This window comes from Pseudoduganella ginsengisoli, assembly GCF_009720865.1.
GTDB lineage: Bacteria > Pseudomonadota > Gammaproteobacteria > Burkholderiales > Burkholderiaceae_D > Rugamonas > Rugamonas ginsengisoli.
Genome location: NZ_WNLA01000005.1, coordinates 198,878 through 223,206 on the forward strand (window position 1 = coordinate 198,878; position 24,329 = coordinate 223,206).

18 protein-coding genes are annotated in these 24,329 nt (G+C 63.1%); 14 read left to right on the forward strand and 4 right to left on the reverse strand.

The window, feature by feature from the left end:
• Positions 1-17: 17 nt before the first annotated feature.
• Genes GM668_RS10950 through GM668_RS10980 form a run of 7 tightly spaced genes read left to right on the forward strand, consistent with a single transcriptional unit; the run spans position 18 to position 4,430 of the window.
• Entirely contained in the window at positions 18-1,049 is a 1,032-nt protein-coding gene (locus GM668_RS10950) for a GNAT family N-acetyltransferase (protein ID WP_155438983.1), read from the forward strand.
• A 3-nt stretch (positions 1,050-1,052) separates the two neighbouring features.
• Positions 1,053-1,304, forward strand: a complete 252-nt coding sequence (locus GM668_RS10955; protein ID WP_155438984.1) for an acyl carrier protein — start codon at positions 1,053-1,055, stop codon at positions 1,302-1,304.
• On the forward strand, positions 1,301-2,164 hold the full coding sequence (locus GM668_RS10960; protein ID WP_155438985.1) for a hydrolase 2, exosortase A system-associated: 864 nt from the start codon (positions 1,301-1,303) through the stop codon (positions 2,162-2,164). The genes GM668_RS10955 and GM668_RS10960 overlap by 4 nt, the downstream gene beginning before the upstream one ends.
• On the forward strand, positions 2,154-3,071 hold the full coding sequence (locus tag GM668_RS10965) for a hydrolase 1, exosortase A system-associated (protein WP_229499172.1): 918 nt from the start codon (positions 2,154-2,156) through the stop codon (positions 3,069-3,071). The genes GM668_RS10960 and GM668_RS10965 overlap by 11 nt, the downstream gene beginning before the upstream one ends.
• A 28-nt stretch (positions 3,072-3,099) precedes the next feature.
• Positions 3,100-3,822, forward strand: coding sequence for a tetratricopeptide repeat protein (locus GM668_RS10970; protein ID WP_155438986.1), 723 nt, complete (start codon positions 3,100-3,102; stop codon positions 3,820-3,822).
• Positions 3,823-3,825: 3 nt separating this feature from the next.
• Positions 3,826-4,143: a hypothetical protein gene (locus GM668_RS10975; RefSeq protein ID WP_155438987.1), complete on the forward strand. Its 318-nt coding sequence runs from the start codon at positions 3,826-3,828 to the stop codon at positions 4,141-4,143.
• A gap of 2 nt (positions 4,144-4,145) precedes the next feature.
• On the forward strand, positions 4,146-4,430 hold the full coding sequence (locus GM668_RS10980; RefSeq protein WP_155438988.1) for a 2Fe-2S iron-sulfur cluster-binding protein: 285 nt from the start codon (positions 4,146-4,148) through the stop codon (positions 4,428-4,430).
• 2 nt (positions 4,431-4,432) lie between these two features.
• Here GM668_RS10980 and GM668_RS10985 read toward each other — a convergent pair whose 3' ends face one another.
• Complete coding sequence (locus GM668_RS10985; protein ID WP_155438989.1) at positions 4,433-4,759, reverse strand: hypothetical protein; 327 nt, start codon at positions 4,757-4,759, stop codon at positions 4,433-4,435.
• Positions 4,760-4,882: 123 nt separating this feature from the next.
• Between GM668_RS10985 and GM668_RS10990 the strand changes: the two genes are divergently transcribed.
• Positions 4,883-5,152, forward strand: a complete 270-nt coding sequence (locus GM668_RS10990; protein WP_155438990.1) for a ubiquitin family protein — start codon at positions 4,883-4,885, stop codon at positions 5,150-5,152.
• Position 5,153: 1 nt separating this feature from the next.
• Positions 5,154-6,239 (forward strand): WD40/YVTN/BNR-like repeat-containing protein, encoded by a 1,086-nt coding sequence (locus GM668_RS10995; protein ID WP_155438991.1) that lies wholly within the window; start codon positions 5,154-5,156, stop codon positions 6,237-6,239.
• Here the strand turns inward: GM668_RS10995 and GM668_RS11000 are convergent, their stop codons facing one another.
• Positions 6,240-7,238, reverse strand: coding sequence for a D-2-hydroxyacid dehydrogenase family protein (locus tag GM668_RS11000; protein WP_155438992.1), 999 nt, complete (start codon positions 7,236-7,238; stop codon positions 6,240-6,242).
• A gap of 354 nt (positions 7,239-7,592) precedes the next feature.
• Here GM668_RS11000 and GM668_RS11005 point away from each other — a divergent pair, with 354 nt between their 5' ends.
• Together GM668_RS11005 and GM668_RS11010 are read left to right on the forward strand one after the other, a co-directional pair.
• Positions 7,593-9,446, forward strand: a complete 1,854-nt coding sequence (locus GM668_RS11005) for a phosphoenolpyruvate carboxykinase (GTP) (RefSeq protein WP_155438993.1) — start codon at positions 7,593-7,595, stop codon at positions 9,444-9,446.
• Between the two features lie 116 nt (positions 9,447-9,562).
• The gene (locus tag GM668_RS11010) at positions 9,563-10,285 is read left to right on the forward strand and encodes a hypothetical protein (protein ID WP_155438994.1); all 723 of its coding nucleotides are present in this window, start codon (positions 9,563-9,565) and stop codon (positions 10,283-10,285) included.
• Between the two features lie 3 nt (positions 10,286-10,288).
• Here GM668_RS11010 and GM668_RS11015 read toward each other — a convergent pair whose 3' ends face one another.
• Complete coding sequence (locus GM668_RS11015) at positions 10,289-10,798, reverse strand: Mpo1 family 2-hydroxy fatty acid dioxygenase (protein ID WP_155438995.1); 510 nt, start codon at positions 10,796-10,798, stop codon at positions 10,289-10,291.
• Between the two features lie 89 nt (positions 10,799-10,887).
• Between GM668_RS11015 and GM668_RS11020 the strand changes: the two genes are divergently transcribed.
• Positions 10,888-11,583: a Crp/Fnr family transcriptional regulator gene (locus GM668_RS11020; RefSeq protein ID WP_155438996.1), complete on the forward strand. Its 696-nt coding sequence runs from the start codon at positions 10,888-10,890 to the stop codon at positions 11,581-11,583.
• Here GM668_RS11020 and GM668_RS11025 read toward each other — a convergent pair whose 3' ends face one another.
• Complete coding sequence (locus GM668_RS11025; protein ID WP_229499174.1) at positions 11,584-12,468, reverse strand: substrate-binding periplasmic protein; 885 nt, start codon at positions 12,466-12,468, stop codon at positions 11,584-11,586.
• 244 nt (positions 12,469-12,712) lie between these two features.
• Between GM668_RS11025 and GM668_RS11030 the strand changes: the two genes are divergently transcribed.
• The gene (locus tag GM668_RS11030) at positions 12,713-20,878 is read left to right on the forward strand and encodes a hypothetical protein (protein ID WP_155438997.1); all 8,166 of its coding nucleotides are present in this window, start codon (positions 12,713-12,715) and stop codon (positions 20,876-20,878) included.
• Between the two features lie 16 nt (positions 20,879-20,894).
• Positions 20,895-24,320 carry a hypothetical protein gene (locus GM668_RS11035; RefSeq protein WP_155438998.1) on the forward strand — a complete coding sequence of 1,142 codons (3,426 nt, stop codon included), beginning with the start codon at positions 20,895-20,897 and terminating at the stop codon, positions 24,318-24,320.
• Positions 24,321-24,329: the final 9 nt, after the last annotated feature.

A 24,329-nucleotide genomic window follows, 5' to 3' on the forward strand; every position in this document is an offset into this window, starting at 1 on the left:
CGCTCTTTTTGCGCTCCATGACCTGGACCCTGACCCCGGCAACAGACTTCGCCGCCCATGCGGACCGCTGGAATGCGCTCAATGCTGCCGGCGCTGCGGCGCCCCTGCTGGAAGCGGATTTCGTTATTCCCTTGCTGCAACACTTTGATGACGGCCGCGCGTTGCTGGCCACGTGCGAACACGGCGGCCGCGTGGTGGCGATGGCCGTGGTGGTGCAACAACGCCAGGGGGTATGGGCCACGTTCCAGCCGGCGCAGCAACCGCTGGCCATGTGGCTGCAATTGCCGGGCGAAGATGCGGCGCAGTTGCGCAGCAGCTTGCTGGGCGCATTGCCCGGCGGCAAGCTCATTTTAGCGGTCATGCAATGCGATCCCGTGCTGGCGGCGCGTCCGCTGGATGGCGGCCGCGTGCAAACGCTGGATTACATCGAGACGTCGTGCATCACCATCCACGCGTCGTACGACGATTACTGGGCGGGGCGGGGCAAGAATTTACGCAATAACTTGAAAAAGCAGCGCAGCCGCCTGCAGCGCGAAGGCATTGCGACGCGCCTGGAAATCTGTACCGCGCCGAAACAGATGGCCGCCGCGGTTGCCGATTACGGCCGGCTGGAAAGCAGCGGCTGGAAGGGCGCGGAAGGCACGGCAGTCCATGCGGACAATGCGCAAGGCCGCTTTTATACGGACATGCTGGCGGCGTTTTGCCGCCGTGGCGCGGGCAGCGCGGTGCGCTACTGGTTCAATGACCGGCTGGTGGCGATGGACTTGTGCATTGAAGGCGGCGGCGTGCTGGTGGTGTTGAAAACCGCCTATGACGAAAGCGTGGAATCGCATTATTCGCCCGCGCTGCTGATGCGCGATGAAAGCTTCCGGCTGCTGTTTTCACGGCCCGGCCTGCGGGTTGTGGAGTTTTATGGCAAGGTATTGCCCTGGCACCGTCAATGGACTGACGAGGTGCGCACCATGTACCATATCAACCATTATCGCTGGCCCTTGTTGCGGAAGCTGCACCAGCAACTGCACGCCATGCGGCGCACATCCTTGGAGTAAGTAATGTATTTGCAAGAAATTAAGACCATCCTGGCCGACACATTGAGCCTGCCGCCCGGCGCCGCCGATGCGCTGACGGCGGATTCGGCGCTGATGGGCAGTATCCCGGAACTCGATTCGATGGCCGTGGTCCAGCTGATTGCCACTTTAGAAGAACAATTCGGTTTTGCCATCGATGATGATGAAATCGATGCCAGCACGTTTGCCACGGTAGGTTCGCTGGCAAAATTCGTTGAATTCAAGCTGACTGCATGATCCCTTCCGGCGCCGCTGCGCCGGCCGCGCCCGCGCTCCCTCCACCCGCACCGTTTTTTCTGCCCATTGCCGGGCAGGGCGCCCGCTTTTGCCTGTACCATGCGCCAGCCGGGCCGGCTTCGGCGGCGCTGGTGTACGTGCATCCGTTTGCGGAAGAAATGAACCGCAGCCGCCGCATGGCGGCGCTGGCGGCGCGCGCGCTGGCGGCGCAAGGCGTGGCCGTGCTGCAAATCGACTTGCTGGGCTGCGGCGACAGCAGCGGCGATTTCAGCGATGCGCGCTGGGAATGGTGGCGCGCCGACGTGGCGCATGCCGTGTCATGGCTGCGCGAACGCAGCGGACAGGCGCCGGGCCTGTGGGGCTTGCGCATGGGCGCGTTGCTGGCGCTCGATTGCGCGCGCGAGTTCGCTTGTTCCCGCCTGCTGCTGTGGCAGCCGGTGCACAGCGGCGCCGCGTACCTGACGCAATTCCTGCGCCTGCAACTGGCTGCCGACATGCTGGACCAGCAGCAGGCGGCGCGCACAACCACGGCGGCATTGCGGGCATCGCTGCGCGATGGTACGCCGCTGGAAATTGCCGGTTATACGCTGGCGCCCGCGATGGCCGATGCACTCGACGCGCTGGACAGCAAACAACTGGCGCCGCCGTGCGCCACGCACTGGTTTGAATTGGCGGCCGACGCCAGCCGCCCGTTGACGCCAGCCAGCAACGCTGTGCTGCAAACGTGGCGGCAGCAGGGGGCCTCGGTGCAGGCGCAAGTGGTGGCGGGGCTGCAATTCTGGGGCACGCAGGAAGTCACCACCAGTTCCGCGCTGGTGGGGGCTACGGTGGCCGCAATGGGAGCGCGCCATGCACAGTGACATGCCGTATTACGAGCAGGCGCTGGCCTTTGCCTGCGGCGCGGACTCTCTGCCGGCCATCGTCACGCTGCCGCAGCAGCCAGGACCGCGCGGCGTGCTGGTGATCGTCGGCGGTCCCCAATACCGGGCCGGCAGCCATCGCCAATTCACCTTGCTGGCGCGCAGCCTGGCCGCGCAAGGCATCCCCGTCATGCGCTTCGATGCGCGCGGCATGGGCGATGGCGAAGGGACGCCGCGCACATTCGAAGATATCGGCGCGGATGTGCGCGCCGCCGCCGATTGCTTCATGCAGGCCGTGCCGGGATTGCGCGATATCGTACTGTGGGGGCTGTGCGACGGCGCTGCCGCCGCCATGCTGTATGGCGCGGATGACGCCCGCGTCAGCGGCCTCGTGTTGCTGAATCCGTGGGCGCGCGATGAAGGCAGGCTGGCCAAAACCATGCTCAAGCATTACTACTTGCGGCGCCTGGTGGATCCCGCGCTGTGGCGCAAAATATTGAGCGGCCGTTTCGATGTGCGCGGGTCAGCCGCTTCGCTGGCCGAACAAGTGCGCAAGGTTTTGCAGCAGACGCCGTCGGCTGCCGTTACCGTGACGGCCTTGCCGGATGATTTGCTGTCCGTGCACGCGGCGCCCGCTGCCGTGCCGCCCCCTGCGCCGCCGCTGGGCCCACGGCTGTATGCGGGCTTGCAGCGCTTTCACGGACCGGTGTTGTTCGTCATCAGTCCGGCTGACATGACCGCCATGGAATTCCAGGAATTGGCGGGCAGTACCAAAGCGTGGCGCAAGCTGATGCAGGCGCCCCGCATCACGCGCCGGGAGTTGCCTGGCGCCGACCATACTTTCTCCAGCCGCGCATGGCGCGACCAGGTCGCGGAATGGACTGGACAGTGGCTGCGCTCGTGGTAAATTACTGCAGGAAATATGTGGAGACCCCATGAAATGTTTATCTGCGCTGGCGGCTGCCTGCCTGCTGGCCGCCGCAGCCGCTCCGGCAATGGCTGCGTCAAAAATTTGCGGCGCACTTGACGAACCGGCCACTTTGTCGGATTACCGCAAAGGCAGGACGGAATTTGCCGCCCGGCTTTCTCAGGTGGAAAAAACAGCGTTCACACCGGAAGTGGAAAGCGGCGCCCGTGGCATGGCCGGCGGTACTGCGCTGGAAGCGACGCTGGCCGCGTTTCCCAACCATGCTCCCGCATTGAATGCGCTGACGCGGCTGGCGCTGAAGGAAAAGCGCGCCACGATACCCGGCATGAAATATCCGGTCGAGTGCTATTACGACCGCGCCCAGCGCTTTGCGCCGGATGATGCTGCCGTGTATGCAGCGTATGCCGGTTACCTGTTCGGGCTGGGTTTGAATGACAAGGCTGTGGAAATGTATGTGCGGGCCGTCGAACTGGATAGCCGCAATGCCGTCATCCACTACAACCTCGGCCTCGCGTATTTCAAACTGAATAATTACGAGCTGGCCAACAAATATGCGCAGCGCGCGTATAACGCGGGGTTCCCGCTGCCAGGCTTGCGCACCATGCTGCAAAACGCGGGGAAGTGGCGCTACATGCCGGAAGAAGTCATGCCGCCGCCACCTTTGCAGGAGGGGGAGGCAGCGGATCCCGAACCGGCGCCTAAGCCGGCAAAGCCGCCCGTCAAGGAGTAAGCGATGCTGAAATATGTCACCACGGGGATGACCTTTGCGCTGCTTGCCGCCGCAGCACACGCGGCATCCGATCCGCGCCTGGATGGATTGAAGCGGGTCGAGCGCAGCCGCTGCGAACGGGCCGGCAATACCGGGCCGGGCGCGCCGAAAAATTTGAAACTGGTGCCGAAATATTGCGAGTGCGTCGCCAATAATTATTACGACAACTTGCCGAAAGAAGAAGTTGACCAGTTGCTCAGTGCGGGCCAGTCCGAATCCATCGATGAGCGCCGTGAAGTGCGCCTGGCGCAAGCGCGCACGGCGTGCAAGGTGCAGCCATAACCATGCGCGCCACGCTGGCGTCGCAAGGCTGGACGTTTGACGCGGACGGCGCCACGGCATTGTTGAAAGCAGCGGAGCAGGGCGGTATCCGCTTGCCCAGTTCATGCCGCAATGGCACGTGCCGCACGTGCCTGTGCAAGCTGGAAAGCGGCGCCATCCGCTACCTGATCGAATGGCCCGGCGTCAGCCGCGAAGAAAAACAGGAAGGCTTGATCTTGCCGTGCGTGGCGGTGGCGGAAACCGACGTCGTGCTGAACGTGCCGGCCGCCCGCCAAATCAGCCGCTGACGCTATGATTCGCCGCTGCCCGGATCTTTGCCTTCGCGCAGCCTGCTCAGCAGCGCATTTGCTGTTTCACTCATCGGCAAGCCGTGGCGGCGCAGCAGCTGGATGTGCAGCACCATATTTTCCAGCACCAGCTTGGCGGCCACCGCCAGCAATGTCAGGCGCCGGTCTTCCTCGCTGAATGACTCCATCGCATCGGCCATTTCACACAAGTGGTTGGCCACCAGCGCGCGCAATTCATGCTCGTCGAACGGCAAGTCGGCAAAGTCGATCGGGTCTTCCTGCTCCACTTCCTGCATTAAAGATTGCAAGTCTTGCGGGGTGATTGCCATGTGTGGCTTTCAGAGTTGCCGTGATTTTATTTTAGCGCTAAGCCGCGATAAACCGCGCTAGAATTTCCATTCAGACAAAGGTGCAGGGCCTTTAGGGCGGGCATCCTCATTCTAGGACTTACCTTGGCGCAAATTATTTTCACCCAACAACTCGCGCGTTTTTTGCCGGTGCCGGAATTATCGACGCAGGCAAGCAACTTGCGCAGCGCGCTCGATGGCGCGTTTGCCGGGAATGCGCGGCTGCGCGCGTACGTGCTGGATGACCAGGGGCATTTGCGTGAAAACGTCGTGATTTTTATTGATGGCAAGCGTAGCCGCGACCGGGTGTTGCTGGATGATGCGCTGCAGCCTGATTCGAAAATTTATATTTTGCAGGCATTATCCGGAGGCTGACATGACAGACCGCGCGTATATCGCGACCCGCAAAGGCTTGTTTGAACTGGCGAATAAAAATGGCGAATGGGAAATCGACGCCCGCCACTTTTTAGGCGAGCCGGTCAGCATGGTCTTGCCCGATGCGCGCGACGGCACCGTCTATGCGGCGCTGAACCTGGGCCACTTCGGCGCCAAGCTGCACCGGCGCGATGCGGGCAGTGCCGAGTGGACGGAAATCAGTGTGCCTGTGTATCCGGAAAAGCCGGCCGATAGCACGGACAAGACGGAATGGAAACTCAGGCAAATCTGGTCGCTGGAAGCCGGCGGCGCGGATGAACCGGGTGTGTTGTGGGCGGGAACATTGCCGGGCGGCCTGTTCCGCTCCAGCGACCGCGGCGATTCGTGGCAACTGGTGGAGTCATTATGGAATATGCCGGGGCGCCCCGACTGGTTTGGCGGCGGCTATGACACGCCGGGCATCCACAGTATTTGCGTGGATCCCCGCAACAGCCGCAGCGTATTGATCGGCATTTCGTGCGCGGGCGCGTGGCTGACGACGGATGGCGGCGCCACGTGGGCGCTGCGCGCGCAAGGCATGCAGGCGCGCTACATGCCGCCCGACATGATGGACCAGGGCGTCGTGCAAGACCCGCACCGCATCGTGCGCTGCCCGGCCGAGCCGGACAAGCTGTGGTGCCAGCATCACAGCGGTATCTGGCGCTCCATCGACAATGGCGCCACGTGGACGGAAGTCACGGCGCCCTTATCGAGTTTTGGTTTTGCCGTGGCCGTGCATCCGCGCGATGGCGAGACGGCGTGGTTTGCGCCGGGCGTGGCAGACCAGCAGCGCATCCCGGTCGATGCGGCGATGGCCACCACCCGCACCTCGGATGGCGGCCAAAGCTTCACCGTGCAGCGCAACGGCTTACCGCAGGACCATTGCTATGACCTCGTGTACCGCCACGGTTTAGTGGTGGCGGACGATGGCAAGACCTTGCTGATGGCATCGACGACAGGCAGCGTGTGGCTGTCGTCGAACGGCGGCGATTACTGGCGCACGATTTCACAAAATATGCCGCCCGTGTACGCCGTCCGCTTTGGCTGATTACTGCCTGGCGTTGGCCGCGTATTCCGGATTCAGGATGCCGGCCGGTGTGCCTTGTGCAAAGGCCACGACATTTTTAAATGCCGCATTGAAATACAGTTCATAACTGTCTTTTTCCACGTAGCCCAAATGCGGCGTGGCCAGCACGTTCGGCACTTTCAGCAAAATCGAGTCCGGCTGCAGCGGTTCCTGTTCAAATACATCGAGCGCGGCCGCACCGGGGCGGCCCGCGCGCAGCGATGCTTCCAGCGCGCCTTCGGCCACCAGTTCCGCACGGCTCGTATTGACGAACAGTGCGGTGGGTTTCATCCGCTGCAAATCGTCCGCTGTGACGATGCCGCGCGTAGCATCGGCCAGCCGCAAGTGCAAGGTCAGCACATCGGCCTGTTCAAAGAATTGTTCGCGCGTTTCAGCAGCGCTATAGCCATCGGCGACTGCGGCATCACGGCTGGACTGGCTGCCCCACACCATCACGCGCATGCCAAACACTTTGGCATAGCCGGCAATCAGCTTGCCGATTTTGCCGTAGCCCCAGATCGCCATCGTGCGGCCTTTGAGGACGGTGCCCACCGTGTTGTATTCCGGCAGCGACGACGACGTTTGCCACAGGCCGTTTTTCAAATGCATCGCATACGGCACGATCTTGCGCTGGGCAGCCATGATCAGCGTCCACGTCAATTCTGCTGGCGCCGTGGGCGAGCCCACGCCTTCTGCAATGGCGATTCCCAATTCCGTGGCGGCCGCCACGTCGATGTGCCCGCTGACCTTGCCCGTCTGGGAAAGCAGCTTCAAATTAGGCAATTTTGACAGCAGCGCCCGGTTAAATGACGTGCGCTCGCGGATCAGTACCAGCGCGTCAAACGGCGCCAGCCGGGCGGCCAGTTGGCCCACGCCTTTGGGGGAATTATTGAAGATTTTGACATCGTGTCCTTCAAGCAATTTCATGCATTCAAGGCTACGAGTTGCTTCCTGATAATCGTCGAGAATGGCAATTTTCATAGGTGTTGACAAAGAAGAAACATCATTTCGTAGTGTAATAACAGGATTCAAAAATCAACCAAATAGCCTACTACAAAAGTCAACCAATTCTCCTACATTTCTGTCGGAATCGGCCGATGACAGGTGTACAATCGGCGCAGATTTCAGACCCAACAGCGGGTCTGCGCAATACGTTCCATCAGTCCGGATGCATAATATGGACTGGGCGCCCGTGAATTTTTCCAGGCGCACCGACAAGACCGCCGTACCGCCGAAGCATACTGAAATGCCTTCCTGAGCGCATAGCCAAAAGCTGACGACGATCCTGCCGTGCCGGGACAAGACAAAGAATTCTTTATTGGCATTGGAGGTACTATGAATCAGCCCATCATGGGTGGCGTTGCAGCCCTGAACGTCCCAGCTTACGTCAAGCATCAAGGTCTTATTAACTGGGTTGCCGAAATCGCGGCGCTGACCCGTCCTGCCCGCATCTACTGGTGCGATGGCTCGCAGGAAGAATATGACCGCCTGTGCGGTGAAATGGTTGCCGCCGGCACCATGAAAAAACTGAATCCGGAACTGCGTCCGAATTCTTACCTGGCGTGCTCGGACCCGACCGACGTGGCCCGCGTGGAAGACCGTACGTTCATCTGCTCGCAAACCAAGGAAGCCGCCGGCCCGACCAACAACTGGATGGCCCCGGCTGAAATGCGCACCACGTTGAACGGCCTGTTCGATGGCTGCATGGCTGGCCGCACGCTGTACGTGGTGCCATTCTCGATGGGCCCGCTGGGTTCGCCGATTGCGCACATCGGCGTGGAACTGTCGGATTCGCCATACGTTGCCGTCAACATGCGCATCATGACCCGCATGGGCAAGGCTGTGTTCGACGTGCTGGGCGCCGATGGCGACTACGTGCCATGCGTGCACACCGTGGGCGCGCCGCTGGCTGCCGGCGAGAAGGACGTGCCATGGCCATGCAACAGCACCAAATACATCGTGCACTTCCCGGAATCGCGTGAAATCTGGTCGTACGGTTCGGGCTACGGCGGCAATGCGCTGCTGGGCAAGAAGTGCTTCGCACTGCGTATCGCATCGAACATGGGTTTCCAGGAAGCGCAGCAGGGCGGCAAAGGCTGGCTGGCAGAACACATGCTGATCCTGGGCGTGGAATCGCCGGAAGGCAAAAAGCACTACGTGGCAGCGGCATTCCCATCGGCTTGCGGCAAGACCAACTTCGCCATGCTGATTCCGCCGGCATCGTTCAATGGCTGGAAAGTCACCACCATTGGCGACGACATTGCATGGATCAAGCCGGGCGCCGATGGCCGCCTGTACGCGATCAATCCGGAAGCCGGCTACTTCGGCGTGGCGCCGGGCACCAACACCAAGACCAACTCGAACTGCATGGCTTGCCTGGGCGAAGACACCATCTTCACCAACGTGGCGCTGACCGATGACGGCGACGTGTGGTGGGAAGGCTTGACCAAGGAAGCGCCTGCGCACCTGATCGACTGGCAAGGTAAAGACTGGACGCCTGCGTCCGGCACCAAGGCTGCGCACCCGAACGCGCGCTTCACCGTGGCTGCCACGCAGAACCCGGTGATCGACCCGGCCTGGAATGATCCAGCCGGCGTGCCGATTTCCGCCTTCATCTTCGGCGGCCGCCGTTCCACCACCGTGCCGCTGGTCACTGAAGCGCGCAACTGGGTGGAAGGCGTGTACATGGCTGCCACCATGGGTTCGGAAACCACCGCTGCTGCCGCTGGCCAGCAAGGCGTGGTACGCCGCGATCCATTCGCCATGCTGCCATTCATGGGCTACAACATGAGCGACTACTTCCAGCACTGGCTGAACCTGGGCGAGAAAATCGGCGCGGCTGCGCCGAGGATCTACTGCGTCAACTGGTTCCGTACCGATGCCGAAGGCAAGTTCGTGTGGCCAGGCTTCGGCGACAACATGCGCGTACTGAAGTGGATGCTGGACCGCATCGAAGGCAAAGCCGGCGGCGTGGAAAACGTGTTTGGCACGACGCCGGAATTCGGCGACTTGAACTGGGACGGCCTGAACTTCACGCAAGAACAGTTCAACCAGATCACGTCGATCGACAAGGCAGCGTGGCAGGAAGAATTGAAATTGCACGCAGAACTGTTCGACAAGCTGGCTTACCACTTGCCGAAAGAGCTGGTGGAAACCAAGGCGGCGATTGAAAAGCGTCTGGCGAACTAAGCTGTAGCATTTCTGCATCAACAATGCGCCCGGGTTGAGTCTCCCGGGCGCATTTTTTTTGGCTTGCCGATATTGCAATGCGTTATCATTTTGCTTTTTTGCAAATGGATAATCAGATGGCGGAATTGGAAGTGGCCAAGCACGGCAAGAATGTGATCCACATGGCGGTCGCCAAGGAACACGGGATTGGCCACAAGTTGCGGGAAATCGCGCTGGAAATCGCCATCATCGTGTTCGCCGTCAGCATCAGTATCTGGTTCCACAGCATGAGCGAGCACCGCCATGAACAGCAGCAGGTGAAATCATTCCTGCTGGGCCTAAAAGCTGATTTGGCGAACGATGCGGCCAACCTGGCGGGCCTGGCGCAGTCTTACCACGAAGCCGACGCCAATTACAAATACCTTGCAGCGCTGGATCCGAAAGGCCGTCCGGATGGCGAGAAATTCATGCAGGCGTATGCGCTGATGGATACGAACCGCTTTTTCAAGCCGGAGCGCAGCCGCTTTGAAGGATTCAAAAGCGCCGGCAAGCTGACAAATATTGAAGATGCCGCCCTGTTGAATGACATCCTGGACTTGCATCAGGCGTTGCTGCCTTCCATACAATCTTCCGAGAACTTCTGGCGCACGAGCCAGGAAAAGCTGCGCGCTTATATGGACATTTCGCTGGATCAGGGTGATGAACCGGCGCAGCTTTACGCGGCGCTGACGACACCGAAGGCCAAGCGCTTGCTGCGCCGTATGGCTACTTCTCCTGAGTTGTACGAGCGCTACCAGAAGTACATCGCGCTCAGCCAGAAAATCATCCAGCAAATCGACGCAGCCTATCCCGGCGCCTGACCCTTACCGTGCGCTGCGCAACGCTCCCGCGTGGCGCACGATATCGGCTTCCAGTCCTTTATACAGGCCCAGCACGAACAGCGCTTCCGCCACGACGAACAGCGGCCCGATAATCAGCCCGCTGAGGTCGTCGACAAACGCGGGTTTGCGGCCTTCGTAGTAATGGCCGATAAACTGGAAGGTCCAGCCCACGACGAAGCCGCCCACGCCCAGCATCAGCCACGTGGCCGTGTCTTGCGCGGCGCTCCATTGCCCCAGCCATAAGGCTGCCACCATCAGCGCCGCCATGATGACGCCGAAGCCGAGATCCAGTATGAAGTAATACGCCACCGCCGCCATGGCCAGCACTGTGGCGGCAGACAGCGTGATGCCGCCTGCATGGAACGCGGGGCGCGACAGCAGGATGGCCACGGCCGCCACGATCATCGGGATGCCGATGAAATGCGTGGCGATGTTGCGCTTGTCGCGGTGGTATGCCGCGTAGGCCGATAATTGTTCGGTGATGGTTTTCATGGGCGTCTCCAAAAGGTGGGAAAGCGCATCATGCGTTTCACGGCGCGGCGGCGCTGTCGGGTAGCCGACACAAGCCGTAAAATGGCCGCATGAACACTCACACTCCGGCCGGCTACCGCGCACTGCTGCGCACGGGCAGCTGGTTCCACGCGCTGGAACCCGCGCTGCAAGACCAGTTGCTGGCGCTGGCGCACGTGCGCCGTTTGCGCAGCGGCCAGCGCCTGTTTGCACGCGGCGACGCGCCCGACGGCATGTATGCGATTGTCGATGGCGCCGTGCGTGTGGGCGGCTTGTCGGAAACCGGCAAGGAAGCCGTGCTGGCGCTGGTGGAGCCGCCGCACTGGTTTGGCGAAATTTCACTGTTCGATGGCCAGCCCCGCACGCACGATGCGTGGGCGGAAGGTGACGTGACCTTGCTGCACGTGCCGCAGCAGCCATTGCTGGCGCTATTGGATGCGCAGCCTGTGCACTGGCGCGCGCTGGCGCTGCTGATGACGCACAAGCTGCGGCTGACGTTCATGGTGATGGAAGAAACCGCGCTGCTGCCAGCGAGCGCCCGCCTGGCGCGCCGGCTGGTCACGATGGCCGAAGGCTATGGCGACTGGAAAGACCGCAACCGCCGCATGCTGCACGTGCCGCAAGAACAGCTGTCGCTGATGCTGTCGCTGTCGCGCCAGACCGTCAATCAAATCCTCAAGCAATTCGAAGCGCAGCACGCCATTGCGCTGGTGCGGGGCGGGATTGAAATCCTCGATATCGCCAGGCTGCGCCTGCTGGCACAGTAATCAAGGCACTTTTTTCAAGTCTTCCAGCCGGAACCACAATTCCTTGCGCGCCAGCGGCGTTTCCGGCGGCAGCAAAGGATTGGCCAATTCAATCACGCGCCGCTTATCGAGCGCCGCTTCGCGCAGCAGCGCGCCGTAATGGCGGTAAAACAGCTGGTCCATGGAGCCGTCCGCAATGGCTGCTTCGAGCCCCAGCCGGATTTGCTCGGCCAGCCTGGTATTGTTGCGGTTGACGAAGAAATAGTCGGCGGCCGGATAACGCAGCACCAGGTAGGGTTCAATCGCCAGGTCCGGATGGTGCGCCGCTTCCGCCCAGATTTCCTGCACGGAGCGGGGCAGGTAATCAATGCGGCCTGCTTTCAGCATGCCGAACAGGCTGTTGTAGCTGGACACGGGCGCCGGGTCGGCGCCATTGGCGCGCAAGATTGCCAGGTCCGGCCAGTCATGGCCTTGCGCCACTCTGTAAGGCGCCAGGTCGGCCACGGCGCGGACATCACGATACAGGTTGTGCTCACCGTGCCGCACCAGCAGCAGCCGCCAGCCGATCAAGCCTTTGCTGATCGGGATACGGACTGGCAGCAGTTGCTGTTCCCGTTCCACGGATGTCATGGTGGCCGTGATGTGGACTTTACCCGTGTCTTTCGCCACTTCGATGATCGAGCGGTTTTGCTGCATATAGTGCGGCGACATGACGACTTGCTGGCCGCTGCCTGCTTTGATCAGCGCCAGTTGCAGCAACTGGAACGGGTAATCGCCGCGCGCATCGTCCAGGCTTTCCGGGCGCGGATAAAACAGCACTTCCGCCATCGCGCATGGCAAGGCGGCAATGCTGCTTAAGACACCGGCAAAGAAGCCGGCCATTAAACGGGACCTGGCCTGCAACATGCGCGGCTCCGACAAGGGGTAGTAATTGATAGTCGCTCAATGCTTGATGAGAGTCAAGATTCCTGCATCTAATTGCGAAAATTTAACAATTCATTCCTAATGGAAGCAAAGAAACCCGCGCAGTATATGGATGAGATCAATATGCTGTGACTTGCATTTCACAATGTTTGTGTTGTAGCAATGTGATAGTTTTTCCATTGTTTTTCGTTCATGATTGCACTCACTGATCAGCCGGGGAGATGCCATGAGCGTGCGCAGGGGGATGAACATACTGGACTTGTTGCCGATGACGACGGGCCTGGCGCCGGTTGTTCCAGACGGCATCCTTGAACAAATTGCCTTGCTCAACATCGTTGATCATCGCTCCACGGCCAGTCCCGGCTTTTACCTGCACGAGGGGACGCTGCAATCCATTGCCGACCAGTTCGACCTGAACACGGCCAACTGGATCTTGAGCGTGCCGGGCGTATCGACCGGTTTGCCATTCCGCCTGTCCGTCACGCGCGCGGCGCCATTCCCTGCCACGTCGGGCGGTGCACCGGCGCCGGGCGGCTTCGTGCAGGAAGACATCCCCGTGCAATGGGCGCTCGACATCAAGGTCAATCCCGTGTCCGTGATTTTGCCGGGCTTGAACGCGGCCACCATCAACAGCAGCGACCCCATGAAAACGCCGTCGCTGCAGGCGGCAGGCGGTCCGCCGGCCGCGCGCCGCGTCACGCTGCAGGCATCGTGCGTGTTGCGCATCAGCGGCAACGGGGCCGGCACGCTGGTGCAATTGATGGATGCGCCCGACCCGCTGGACCCGAATGCGCCGTCCGGCGGCGTGGTGCGGGCCAATATGCAGCCGAACACGGCCGTGATCGGCAATTCGCAATTCGGTTTCAAGCTTGATACCTTGGTGGCCGACGTGTCGCCCACCTTCACTCCGGCGGAAATCGAAGCGCGCGGCAAGGATGAAAGTTTCATGGGCGTGTCGCTCAAGGAATTGACGTTCTTCCTGCCCTTAAATACGCCGCTGGTTGACAACATGACGGTGGGCGGACGCGATTTGCTGGTCGGCGTCCCGTTCGGCATGCAGGGTGAAATCGCGGCGGATTTCAGCAAGGATTTCCCGCAGCAGCTCAATACCTTTTTGACCATCGAACAGCTCAATGCGGGCAACTTGACGGGCGTGTCCGTGCAGCCTAATCCGCCGCTGTATGCGTACGCCGTGCCGACCGGGCCGCAGGCGCAATTGCAGCGCGTGCGCGCCAAGTTCAATTTGAATGCATCGATTGGCGGCGGCGTGGCTGACATGAAAGTCATCGGCGTGTGGTGGGAAATCCCCGGCGGCATCGAAGGCAATAGCGATACGACGCCGTGGTTCGATGCGCCGACCGACGCCGTGCTGCGCTACCGGCTGCGCGTGGCCGATGCCACCCTGGTAGGCCAGCCTGCGCCGCAACCCAGCCTGCCCAGTGCGATCCCATCCGGCCAGACGGAGCTGCAGCAAATCACCGTGACGTTCCCGCGCCAGAGCGGCAGCCCCAGTGGCGCGCCACCGGTCATTGACGCCACCGCCAATGGCGGCCCGCTGCGCCACAACGTGCTGCACTTGCGGGGCCCCGCGCACTTGCTGCGGCAAGTGGCGCTGGAAACGCGCGGCCAGGCTATTGCCGTGCGCTGGACGCTGGGCGGCGGCAGCGTGCCCGTGGTGGCGCGTTCCGCGTCCACGTTTAACCTGGCAGGGCTGCCCAACGGCAGCGGCCCGTTTGAATTACTGGTCACCGATGACAATGGCGAGCCGGGCGATACGCAAGGCGTGCGCCGCATCCGCATCGATGTGACGCCGGCCGGCCCGCTGGCCATCGGCCACCAGGAAACCGCCACGCCCACTTCGGCCGGCCTGGTCACGCTGGAAGGCGAGGCGTCGCCGCTGCAGCCGACCCGCGTCAGCGATACGTTCCTGGCGCGCGAATACCACACGACGGGCGCCCGCTCGACGGCCCCGGTCCCGGCGGCATTGGCAGGCGCCAAAGTCACGGCGCAGCAGGGCACCGATGCGGAAGTCGAAGTGCTGGTGCCGTCTGGCGACAATACGCCGATCCCCGTGCCGCCCACGCAGGATTTCATCACGCGCACCGTGCAAGTGCTGTACGAATATGGCGAATCCACGCCGATCGCCGTCAAGAATGAAGATGAAAATGTCACGGCCGCGCCGCCCGGACAGACTTTGCAAAAGCACCAGGCGCTCGCCTATCCGATGGCAATCAATTTCCAGGGCCGCAATGGCCCGCCGGGCGCCACGCTGGAACAGCAAATTGCCGCGTGGATTGCGGGGCTGGAAGCGGCCAATCCGGGCGCGGACCGCAAGTTCTATGTGGTGGGCCGCACCGATGACTTATGGTATGGCGCCAACCAGAGCGCCAACGAACAGCATAACAATGACCTGGCGGACCAGCGCAAGGAGCGTGCGATGGCTGCCGTGCTGGCGGTCGTCAACGACCCGGTCCGCGTCATGGGACGCCGCGAGACGGAAGCGCCTGTGAACTGGCCCACCGTGCTGCAAGGCGCGCCGCAGCGCATGATCGACACGCGCCGCCTGGCGCTGCCGCCGGGGAATGCGCCCGATGGCCAGCCATACCTGCAAACGGGCGCCAATGGCACGCCCGTGTGGCGCCATGACTGGACGCGCGACGCGACCGACAATATCCAGAGCGGCCAGCATGCGCTGGCGAAAGCGGACATGGACCGCGCCGGCTACCGCTGCGCGGAAATATTTGCCATTGAAGCGGGCCAGCAACAGCAGCCATCGTTGCCGGGACCGGATGGCCGCAGTTCGCGTGTGACCATGTTGGTGCCGGGCGCCGATGGCCCCATCACGCAAATTGTCACCACCACGCCTAGCAATGCGCAAAACGATTACCGCATCACCGTAAAAGTGCGCTGGGACAGTCCGTCCGCCACGGGGGCGGCGGATTTCATTCCCACGCTGGCGGAAGCCAAGGTGCGCTGGCGTCCAACCGACACCAACATGCCGACTGTCGGCGGCCAGCAGCCGGCGCTGTCGTCCACGCAGCCGGGCGGCCCTGATTACTGGGAAGTGCTGCTGAACTGGGCGTATGACGCCAGCACGGGCCAGACGGAAGCCACCGGCGCGCTCAGCATCCCGTATGGCAAGCTGCAATTGATCAGCGACGTGTGGGCCAGCGGCCTGGCATTCGGCCCCGCGCTGGCGGCCAAGCTTGACGAAGCCGATATCACGGGCACGGAAGCGGGCGACTTCGTCGGCGGCCTCGCCTGCATTGCAGCGGGCGCCGTGATCGGCCTGTTCATCAACAAGGATGCGGGGCCGGGCGACCACCACGGCAGCGTCGTGTTTGAAAAATTCACGCTGTCGTACAAGTGGAATGGCGCGCCGCATGCTGCCGCCACCACGGATTACACGGTGGACTTGCGCATCAAGACCGGCATAACCGGCGTATTTGTCGTGCAGGGCAATTTGAAGCTGAAGTACCAGGGCGTCGGCATCCAGTTCGATGGCAACAATACGGGCGGGCTGCAAGACATCAGCCTGTGCATGAAAAATTTGTCGGTGCAGGTGGTCGATCCGGGCACATGGACCTTGGGCGGTCCGCTGGGCGACTTGATCCGCGTGGCGTCCAGCCGCCTGGGCAACGGTTCCGACTGGATGGAATTCGACCTGGAATTCGCCATCGACCTCGGCGTGATCCGCCTCGAAGGCGCCGTGATCCGCATGCGCTTTGAAAGCACACCGGATAAATCCGCCGTGGAATTGCGCGGCTTGACGGCCGTCGTGGAAGTGCCGAACACCCTGAACGGCAAGGGTTCCGTGACGATCGGCGATGGCGGCGCTTTCCGCGCCATGCTGGCGCTGGAAGTGATCCCCGCCAAGCTGTCGGCGTACGGCGCACTGGCCGTTGACCATGATTTCGTGTCTGTCGAAGTGGGTATCCAGCTGCCGGTCGGTATTCCGCTGGGCGGCACCGGCTTTGGCTTGTTTGGCTTCATGGGCCGCTTCGTAGCCAATGGCACGCGCGACTTGACTGCGTGCACGCATCCGGACCCGGTGGAACGCCAGCTGCAATGGTATGGCTTGCAGCCCGATAAAAAATACAAGCGCTTGTCGGGCCAGTTTGCGTTTGGCGTGGGCGCCGTCATCGGCACCTTGCCGGACGGCGGTTTCAGCTTTAATGCGGAAGGGGCGCTGACGCTGGGCTTCCCGGATATTTCCGTCGTGTTCAGCATCGACGCGCACTTGATCACGCAGCGCAAGAGCCAGGCCACGGCGCAAGGCAGCAACAGCGGTTCGTCCACGCGCATCCTCGGCATGGTGGTGATTGAACCCGATGCGCTGATGATCGCCGTGCGCACCACGTACAAGATTCCCAAAGTGCTGGAATTGAAGGTGCCGATTTCCGCCTATTTCCCGCTGGCGGGCAGCAACCAGGCGTGGTACATCCGCGTCGGCAGCGACAATGGCCCGGGCCGCGCGGGCGACCCGGTCACCATCGTGCTGTTCCCCGAAGTGCTGGACGTGAAGGCGTGGGCCTTCCTGATGTTTGAAGAGCGCGAATTGAAGCACCTGGGCGGCACCTTGATTCCATCGTGGGCCAACCTTCCCGCGCTGGACTTCGACGGCTTCTCGATCGGCTTTGGCGCAGGTTTTGATTTGCGCTGGGAAGCGGGGCCATTCTCGCTGGAGATTTCCGCCTTCCTCCTGGTCGGCCTGGGCACGAAGCCATTGCTGTGCGCTGGCGCGGCCGGCGTGGCCGGTTCGCTGGACCTGGTGGTCGTCACACTGGACGTCAATGGCTGGCTTTACTTCCGCATTGAAGAAGGCAAGGACCCGTATGCCAAGGGCCACTTCTGCGCATCGATTGATTGCTGGCTGTTTGAGATTTCCGGCTGTGTCGATATTGAAATCGGCAATGACTCCAGTTCGGCCATCCCGAAACCAGCCGCGCCGATTTCCGGCATGGACCTGGTTGACCACCTGGCCATCGTCAAAGGCAAGGCGGCCGTCAATGGCAGCGGCGACGTGCCATCGGTGTGGCCCGATACCGTGGGCGTACTGAAATTCACGCACTATGTGGCGGACCTGGATCCGGGCGCCACCTTTACGCGCGAAGTGCCTGCGCCGGCCGCGCTGACGGCGTGGAGCGGTTCCAACCAGTTGAAATATGCGTACCGCATCACGAAGGTCGAGTTGCAGAAGTGGGATGGCGCGCAGTGGCAGCCCGTGGCCGGCCCGTTCCCGTCCGCGTGGTGGCTGCCGACACACCGCAAGGCGCTGATTGAAGCGGCGCCGGACGGTATTCCGCCTAGCAGCGAAGAGGGGCGTGAACTGGGCCTGTGGACTATCGACCCGGCGCCATGGGCGCGCTGGCTGACGCCGGAATCGCAAAATGTGCCCGGCAATCCGGCTGAAACCTTTGGCCAGCTGTGCGATCCCCGTCCGGCCGCCGTGCCGTCGTGCGCGCTGGGCAAGGACCGCGTGTGGGCATACGACGGCTTCGGCGCCTTCATTGCCGTGCCGCCTGCCAACACGCCATACCCCAGCAAATTCAAGGCCGTGGCAAAACTCGACAGCCACTACACGCTGGGCACATTGATTGCGCTCGGTTCCGCCGCAGGCTTTAACTATGTGCCGGGCGCCGTGGCGCCGCTGGCGGGGACCATCGTGCATGAAGGCATGCCAATCACGCAGGGCTGGCGCTTCCCGGCGTTCCGCAAGCAGGGCGCGATGGCGTGCACGGCGCCGCTGGCCTTCGATTTGTCGAAGACTTTGCTGGAAGGCGAATTGCTGCTGCAAGTGTGCATCGAGAAGGGCGCGCTGCCGCCGCCCACACGCCGCGTGTGCGACACCATGCCGGCCCATGACGGCACGATTTCCACGTTCACGGGCGCGTCCGGCGCCGTCTATGAAGGCAAGATGGAATGCGTGGCGGAAGGCAGCGAACGCGTGGTGCGCCTGTACAGCGTGTTGCAGGGCCGCCATGCCGCAGGCGCCGTCGATGAAGTGGCCGTCAACCTCGATCCGGGCAAGGATTCCGTGCTGTTGACGGCATTCGACGCCAATGGAAACGCCGTGGCCCGCATCCAGACGCGTGAAGCGGGCCGCCAGTGGCTGACGCTGCCGGGTCAGGGCATCGTGGCAATCCGGCTGGAAGCCACCATGGGCTTGCTGCCTATCCTTGTCTATACCGTGTGCTGGGGGGCGGCCGGCGAACCGGAACACGAGGGCCGCGTGTGCGACCGCATGCCGGAAAAAGAAGGGGAGTACAGCAGGTTCGCGGGCGCTTCCGGCGCCAGGTACGAAGGCAGGATGCTTGGCCGCAAAGCGGGCAGCGAATGGGTGGCGGCCCTGTTGAGCAAGGTGGCAGGCATGCACTTGTCGGCGCCCGTCGATGAAGTGGCGGCTGAAGTCACGCCGGAAGAGACGCCCACCACCAGCAACAACCCAGGCTGGGTCATGCTGGTGGCGATGGATGCGTCGGGCAATGTGCTGGACCGCGTGCAAAGCCAGGGCCCGGGCCGCCAGTGGCTGACCTTGCGCCATGCGGGCATTGCGCAAATCCTCATTGACCGCAACATGGAAGCCAAACAGCCGCCGCTGCTGCACACGGTATGCTGGGGCGCACAGACTGTCCGCACCACGCCATTGTCGCTGTATGACCTGGTGGCGGTGGAAGCCGCGCAGGCTTTGACAGTCACGGCCATCGATGAACAGCATGGCGTAGTGGCGCTGCAGGGTGAACCGGTGCCGTTCAAGGAAACCAGCCGGCTGCCGTGCCGCGTGTACCGCTACAAACTGCCTCCGCGCAAGGATGGCAAGGCGTGGAGGCGGATCGAAGTGGCGCCATGGTTCCGGGGTAACGTCAGCCTCGTGGCGCTGTGCGGCCTGACGCAGGAAGCATGGCAGGCGCAGCACGACGACCAGGCGTTCCAGGATGGCTTGATCGCGTGGGTGCAAGACCAGACGCAAAACCAGAACAACAATGAGCCGGGCAAAGAGACGGCGCTCGATGCGGCCAGCAGCTACAAGGTGTGCGTCACGTGGGAATACCAGGGCTGGCAAGCCCAGAAGCCCGATGACGATCCGCTGCCGCCATCGGCAGGCGGCTGGCTGGCGGGCGGCACGGAAGAATTCACGTTCAATACGGCGGCCTTTGGCGTGACGGATCCAAACAGCCTGCCATCGGCGCAGACCACGACATTGGACATGGATCCGGCGCAGGGCGGCCCCGGTTTCGATGAACGCACGTTTGATCCGCGCGGGCTGGCGCGCTACGTCACGCATGTGTCGCCGACCCATGAAGATCCGCCGCACTTCCTCGACGATCCGATCGGCTTCTGGTTCCGCGTCGACCATTTGCGGTCGCTGGTCAGCAAGTACGATGGCCGCGAATTGAAGGTCAAGGTCTACCATACGCGTCCGCCTGCCGGTTCGCTGCATGGCTACGGCTTGCACGTCGATGGCAGCCGCCACATCCTCGACGTGACGCGCGACGATCCCGCCTTGCCGGGCTACGTGGCCGACAACCCGCTGTGGCAAGTGACGACCGATGCGTGGACCGTGGTGGATGCGCAAATCCAGCAAGTGCTCGATGACTTGCCTTGCCTGAACGTCAATCCCGGCAGCGGCGCGTCCAAGGTCACGGTGATTGCGGACCTGGTGCCGAACAGCGAATATGATTTGCTGCTCAATACCGTCAAGCCGGGCGACAGCAGCGTCAAAGAAGTGCTGGTGGCGCGCAGCCACTTCCGCACGTCGCGCTACCACAATCCGACCGGCATGCTGCGCGCGCTGGGCTTTGAACCGGCGCCGGATGGCGGCACGCCGAACGACGCCATCACCACCTTCAACCTGCAAGCGAAATATGCGGCGCAGAGCGAGCCCGTGGTGTCCGACGCGGCGCTCGATGAAGCGCTGCGCGATTGCGGCATGGACCCATGGCCGCTGCCTCCCGCGCCGCGCACGACGGTGATCTGGCGCCAGACGGGCGTGGCGGCGACGCCGTGGGAAATCGCCGGCGTGCTGCTGGAAGCCGATGAACCGGTGTGGCGCGCCGGCATGCGCACGGGCGCCCTGAACGAGCCGGAACCGAAACCGCGGCTGGAAATTGGGTCGCTGGAGGTGTTCCACACGGACGATACGCAAATCATCGTCAATGGCCAGCCGCAATGGAGTTCATCACGTTCCAAGCTGGGCAGCTCGCTGAAGGAAGTGGTGCGCAACGCGGCCGGTACGCGAGTGCTGTTCGTGGCGGGGGCTTCGGCGCCGCGTCCGGCGCTGACCAGCCGCCTGTTCGATATCGAATTGAAGTTCCGCGAGCATGGCGCTGCCGGCGCGTCAGGCCAGATACAGATCTTCAACCGTCCCGCCACCGTGGCGCTTGAATTGTGATGAAGGAGACGTCCGTATGAGCACACTCGCTCCCGCATGGGCATGGATAGCTGGCGCCATCGATGGCGTTGGCGATAGCCACCTGCCGCCCGGCATCCACGTGCGCTGCCTGCCGGCGCCGCGCCTCGGCCTGCCCGCCACGCCGCTGATGGTGACGCGCACCATCATCCCCGCCGGCGTGCTGGAACAAATGGCGCGCAACGATGGCGTCGTGTGGATCGACAGCCAGGGCAACACCTTGTCACTGCCGTTCACCGTTACGCCGGACAACCCCGTGTATGGCTATTTCAGCGAACCGGATGTGATCTGGGCGCGGCTGCTGGTGCGGCCGGTGACCGCTCCAACGTCAGCGCCGACATCGGCCCCCACCACTGCGCCGACGTTTGCTCCGACCACGTTCCCTACGTCGGCGCCCACCTTTGGCCCCACGCTGGCGCCTACCCTGACGCCATTCCCAAGGCCCACCATCGGTCCGGTCCCGCGGCCCACCATTGGACCGATACCACGGCCGACCATCGGGCCGATTGCTGCGCCGACGTTGGCCCCCACGCCGGTACCCATCGCCGCGCCGCACACTGCGAACGTCGCGCCGGCCATCACGATTGCCGGTGTGGCCCATACCGCCATCACCACGGGCGCCCTGGCCGCCGTGGCGCAGGGACTGGTATTCGAAGCGCTGGCCGATACGGAACATGGTCCGACCGTGATCCAGTCCGACAACCGCGACCCATATGCGCTGTGCCACTGGTTCATCCCCCGCATCCGCGTGCGCGGCAGCGGCTATGTGGCGGGTATCCGCTGGATCGATGCGACAGCCGTGCAGCGCCATGGCGAAGGGCGGTTTTGGGAGTGGTGGAGCTTGCCCGTTGATCCGGCGCCCCGCTACACGCCGCCACCGAATGCCGATTCGGAAGCCGGGCACCGCGTTGACCGCGCCGCCGTCACGCGCCAGCCCATGTACGTCGCGTACACGGCAGCCAGTCCCGCGTCGGCGCCCGCTGCGGGCGGCGCGGAGGCGGCGCAGCGCGTGGCGCAAGTGCGCCCCCGCATCGATCAATGGCTAAAGACCCTGCTGCACGACTTGTCAGAGGCCACGTGGGATTTGCGCGACCAGCAAGCCATCAGCAACCAGGCAGCCGGTTCCCAGCCCGGCGAAATGGGTGTGGGCATAGAAACGTCGCTGCTGGCCAGTTCCATCGATCCGGACCTGGGCCACTTGCTGGGCCTGGGCGACGTGGACCGCGACGTGAAAGCGCCGGACGGTTCGCTGGTGCTGTACCGCATACGCGGCTTGTTCCGCTGGAATAGCGCGGCGTGGACCAAGGCTGAAGCCATGTCGTTCCTCGGCGCCCTGCGCACGGGCAAGGCCGATGCGCTGGCCCAGTTCCCGGAACTGGAGCAATTCAAGATCCCGCCTGCCGAAGATATCCCGTACCTGGATTTGACGCAGTGCGCCGTGGCTTTCGCCGGTTACCCGCCGCAGGGCATGGCTGCCCCCGTGATTGCCTCGTGCGATGACCGTGGCTGGCTTGGCACCCCGCCGCCACCGAATGTGCGGCGCGCATTGCGCCTGCTGGCCAAAGGTTTCCAGGCGCCGTCGGTGGCAGCCGTGGCGGCCCATGACCAGTACGGCGAACGCACGCTGCACGCCTTTGCCAATGGCAAGCGCATGGCCTTTGGCAGCAATGCCGCGCCGCCCGGCACGCCGCTGCCGTGGATCGTGACGCAGCCGGAAGACCCGGCCGAAGCAGGCGAAGCGCGCATGGAAGACCGCAACGGCGCACCGGGCGCGATTGATTACCGCATCGCCAGGGGCGACTGGTTTGGCCGCTGGTCCGGCTGGGGCAAGCGCACAGCGCCCGCCAAGCAGCGCACGGCGCCAATGCGTCCCGCGCTGCTGATTTTCCCGTCGCCGCCCGTGTTTGCACCGCCGCCCGCCGATCCGCCGGCCGGGCTGCTGGCCGGCACGATAGAAATCCGCATCCCGCTGCCGAACATTGCGGAATTGCCAGCCGGCGGCGCGGAATTGACGGGATTGGTGCTGCTGGAAACGTTTGGCGCCAACCCTGCCGCCAGCGCCTACTATGACCTGGCGAACTTGCCGAATACGCCGGGCAATCAGGCCAAGCTGGAACTCGATCCGTCCAGCGCGCCCGGCCATCCACAGCAATTGCTGGTCATTACGCGCACCGGGCCTGCATTGTATCCAGCGCAGCAGATCAAGGTCAGTTACACGGCGCGCTGGCGTGATGTGCTGAACCATGAATCGTTGAATGCCTATCCGGCCAACAAAACCATCACGGATCCGCGTCCGCCGGAAGCGCCCGTCATTATCCGGCCATTAACGTACACGTCGCGGCCTGATGCGATGGGCCATGCGCGCGCGGAGTTTTCGTTTAACGGTGCACCCGGCGTCGGCTACCGCGTGTACACCAGCACGGAATCCACGCTGCAGAAAGCGCTCGATGGCATCGACAGCGGCCTGGCCGACGACTTGCGCAACCTGGCGCTGATCAATGACCGCGCCGGCCTGCTGGTCGACCACAAGAACCTGTTCAGCTGGGACCACTTTGAAATGATCACGCCGGAACCGCTGCATGCGGGCGCCGATGGCAAGGTGCATTTCACGCACCGCGTGTCGGCCGGCTTGAATGTGGCCGTGTTTTACCGCGTGGTGGCGGAAGGGCCGAATGGCGGCTTGTCGGAATTGTCCAAGAGTTCCATGTTTGCCTTCGGTGTGCCAAACGTGGGCGGGCCGGGGCAGCCGCTGGTGGCCGTCGTCAACGTGCCGGGCAAGAACCCGGTCGAACATGGCGTGACCCTGCGCGTGCGCGTGCCGCATGGCGCCAGCGCGCCGAAAGCGTGGCGACTGCGGCGCACGTCGACAGCCGGCGCCGATCCGCTGCGCATGCCGACCGTGTTGTCCGGGGTGCTGCAGCCTGCGGACCTGGAATCGACTGATGAAGGCCACAGTTTCGACATCGTCGCGCCGCAGCCGTTGAAACCGTGGGTCAATTACCGCTTCGTGGTGGAAGTGCAGGGCGAATCGCCGCCCGGCGCCGATCCCGTGCTGGTGGCCGGTGAATGGGGCGACGCCAGCGGCCCCGTCAAGCTGGCGTCGGTGCCGAAAGGCGCGCCGCCGCCCGTGCAGCACGTGTCCGTCAGCGCGGCAGGCGGCGGCTTGAATATCACGGTGACGCCGCCGCCCGCGCAAACTTTGCAAGGCACCATGATGGGCAATTTCCGCTTCGATGCGTGGCGCATTGAAAAAGGCGCACGGCCCCGCAAGCTGGATTTGCCGTTCAGTTATGACCCGGTGGCGCAGACATGGCAAGCCTTTGATGCCAACGCCGTGCCGGCCGGCGCACTGACCAGCGTGTCCGTGCGCGTCATCGATCCGCTCGGCCGCTCGGGCGATGCCACGTTGTCCAACATTGTTTAGGAGACGCGC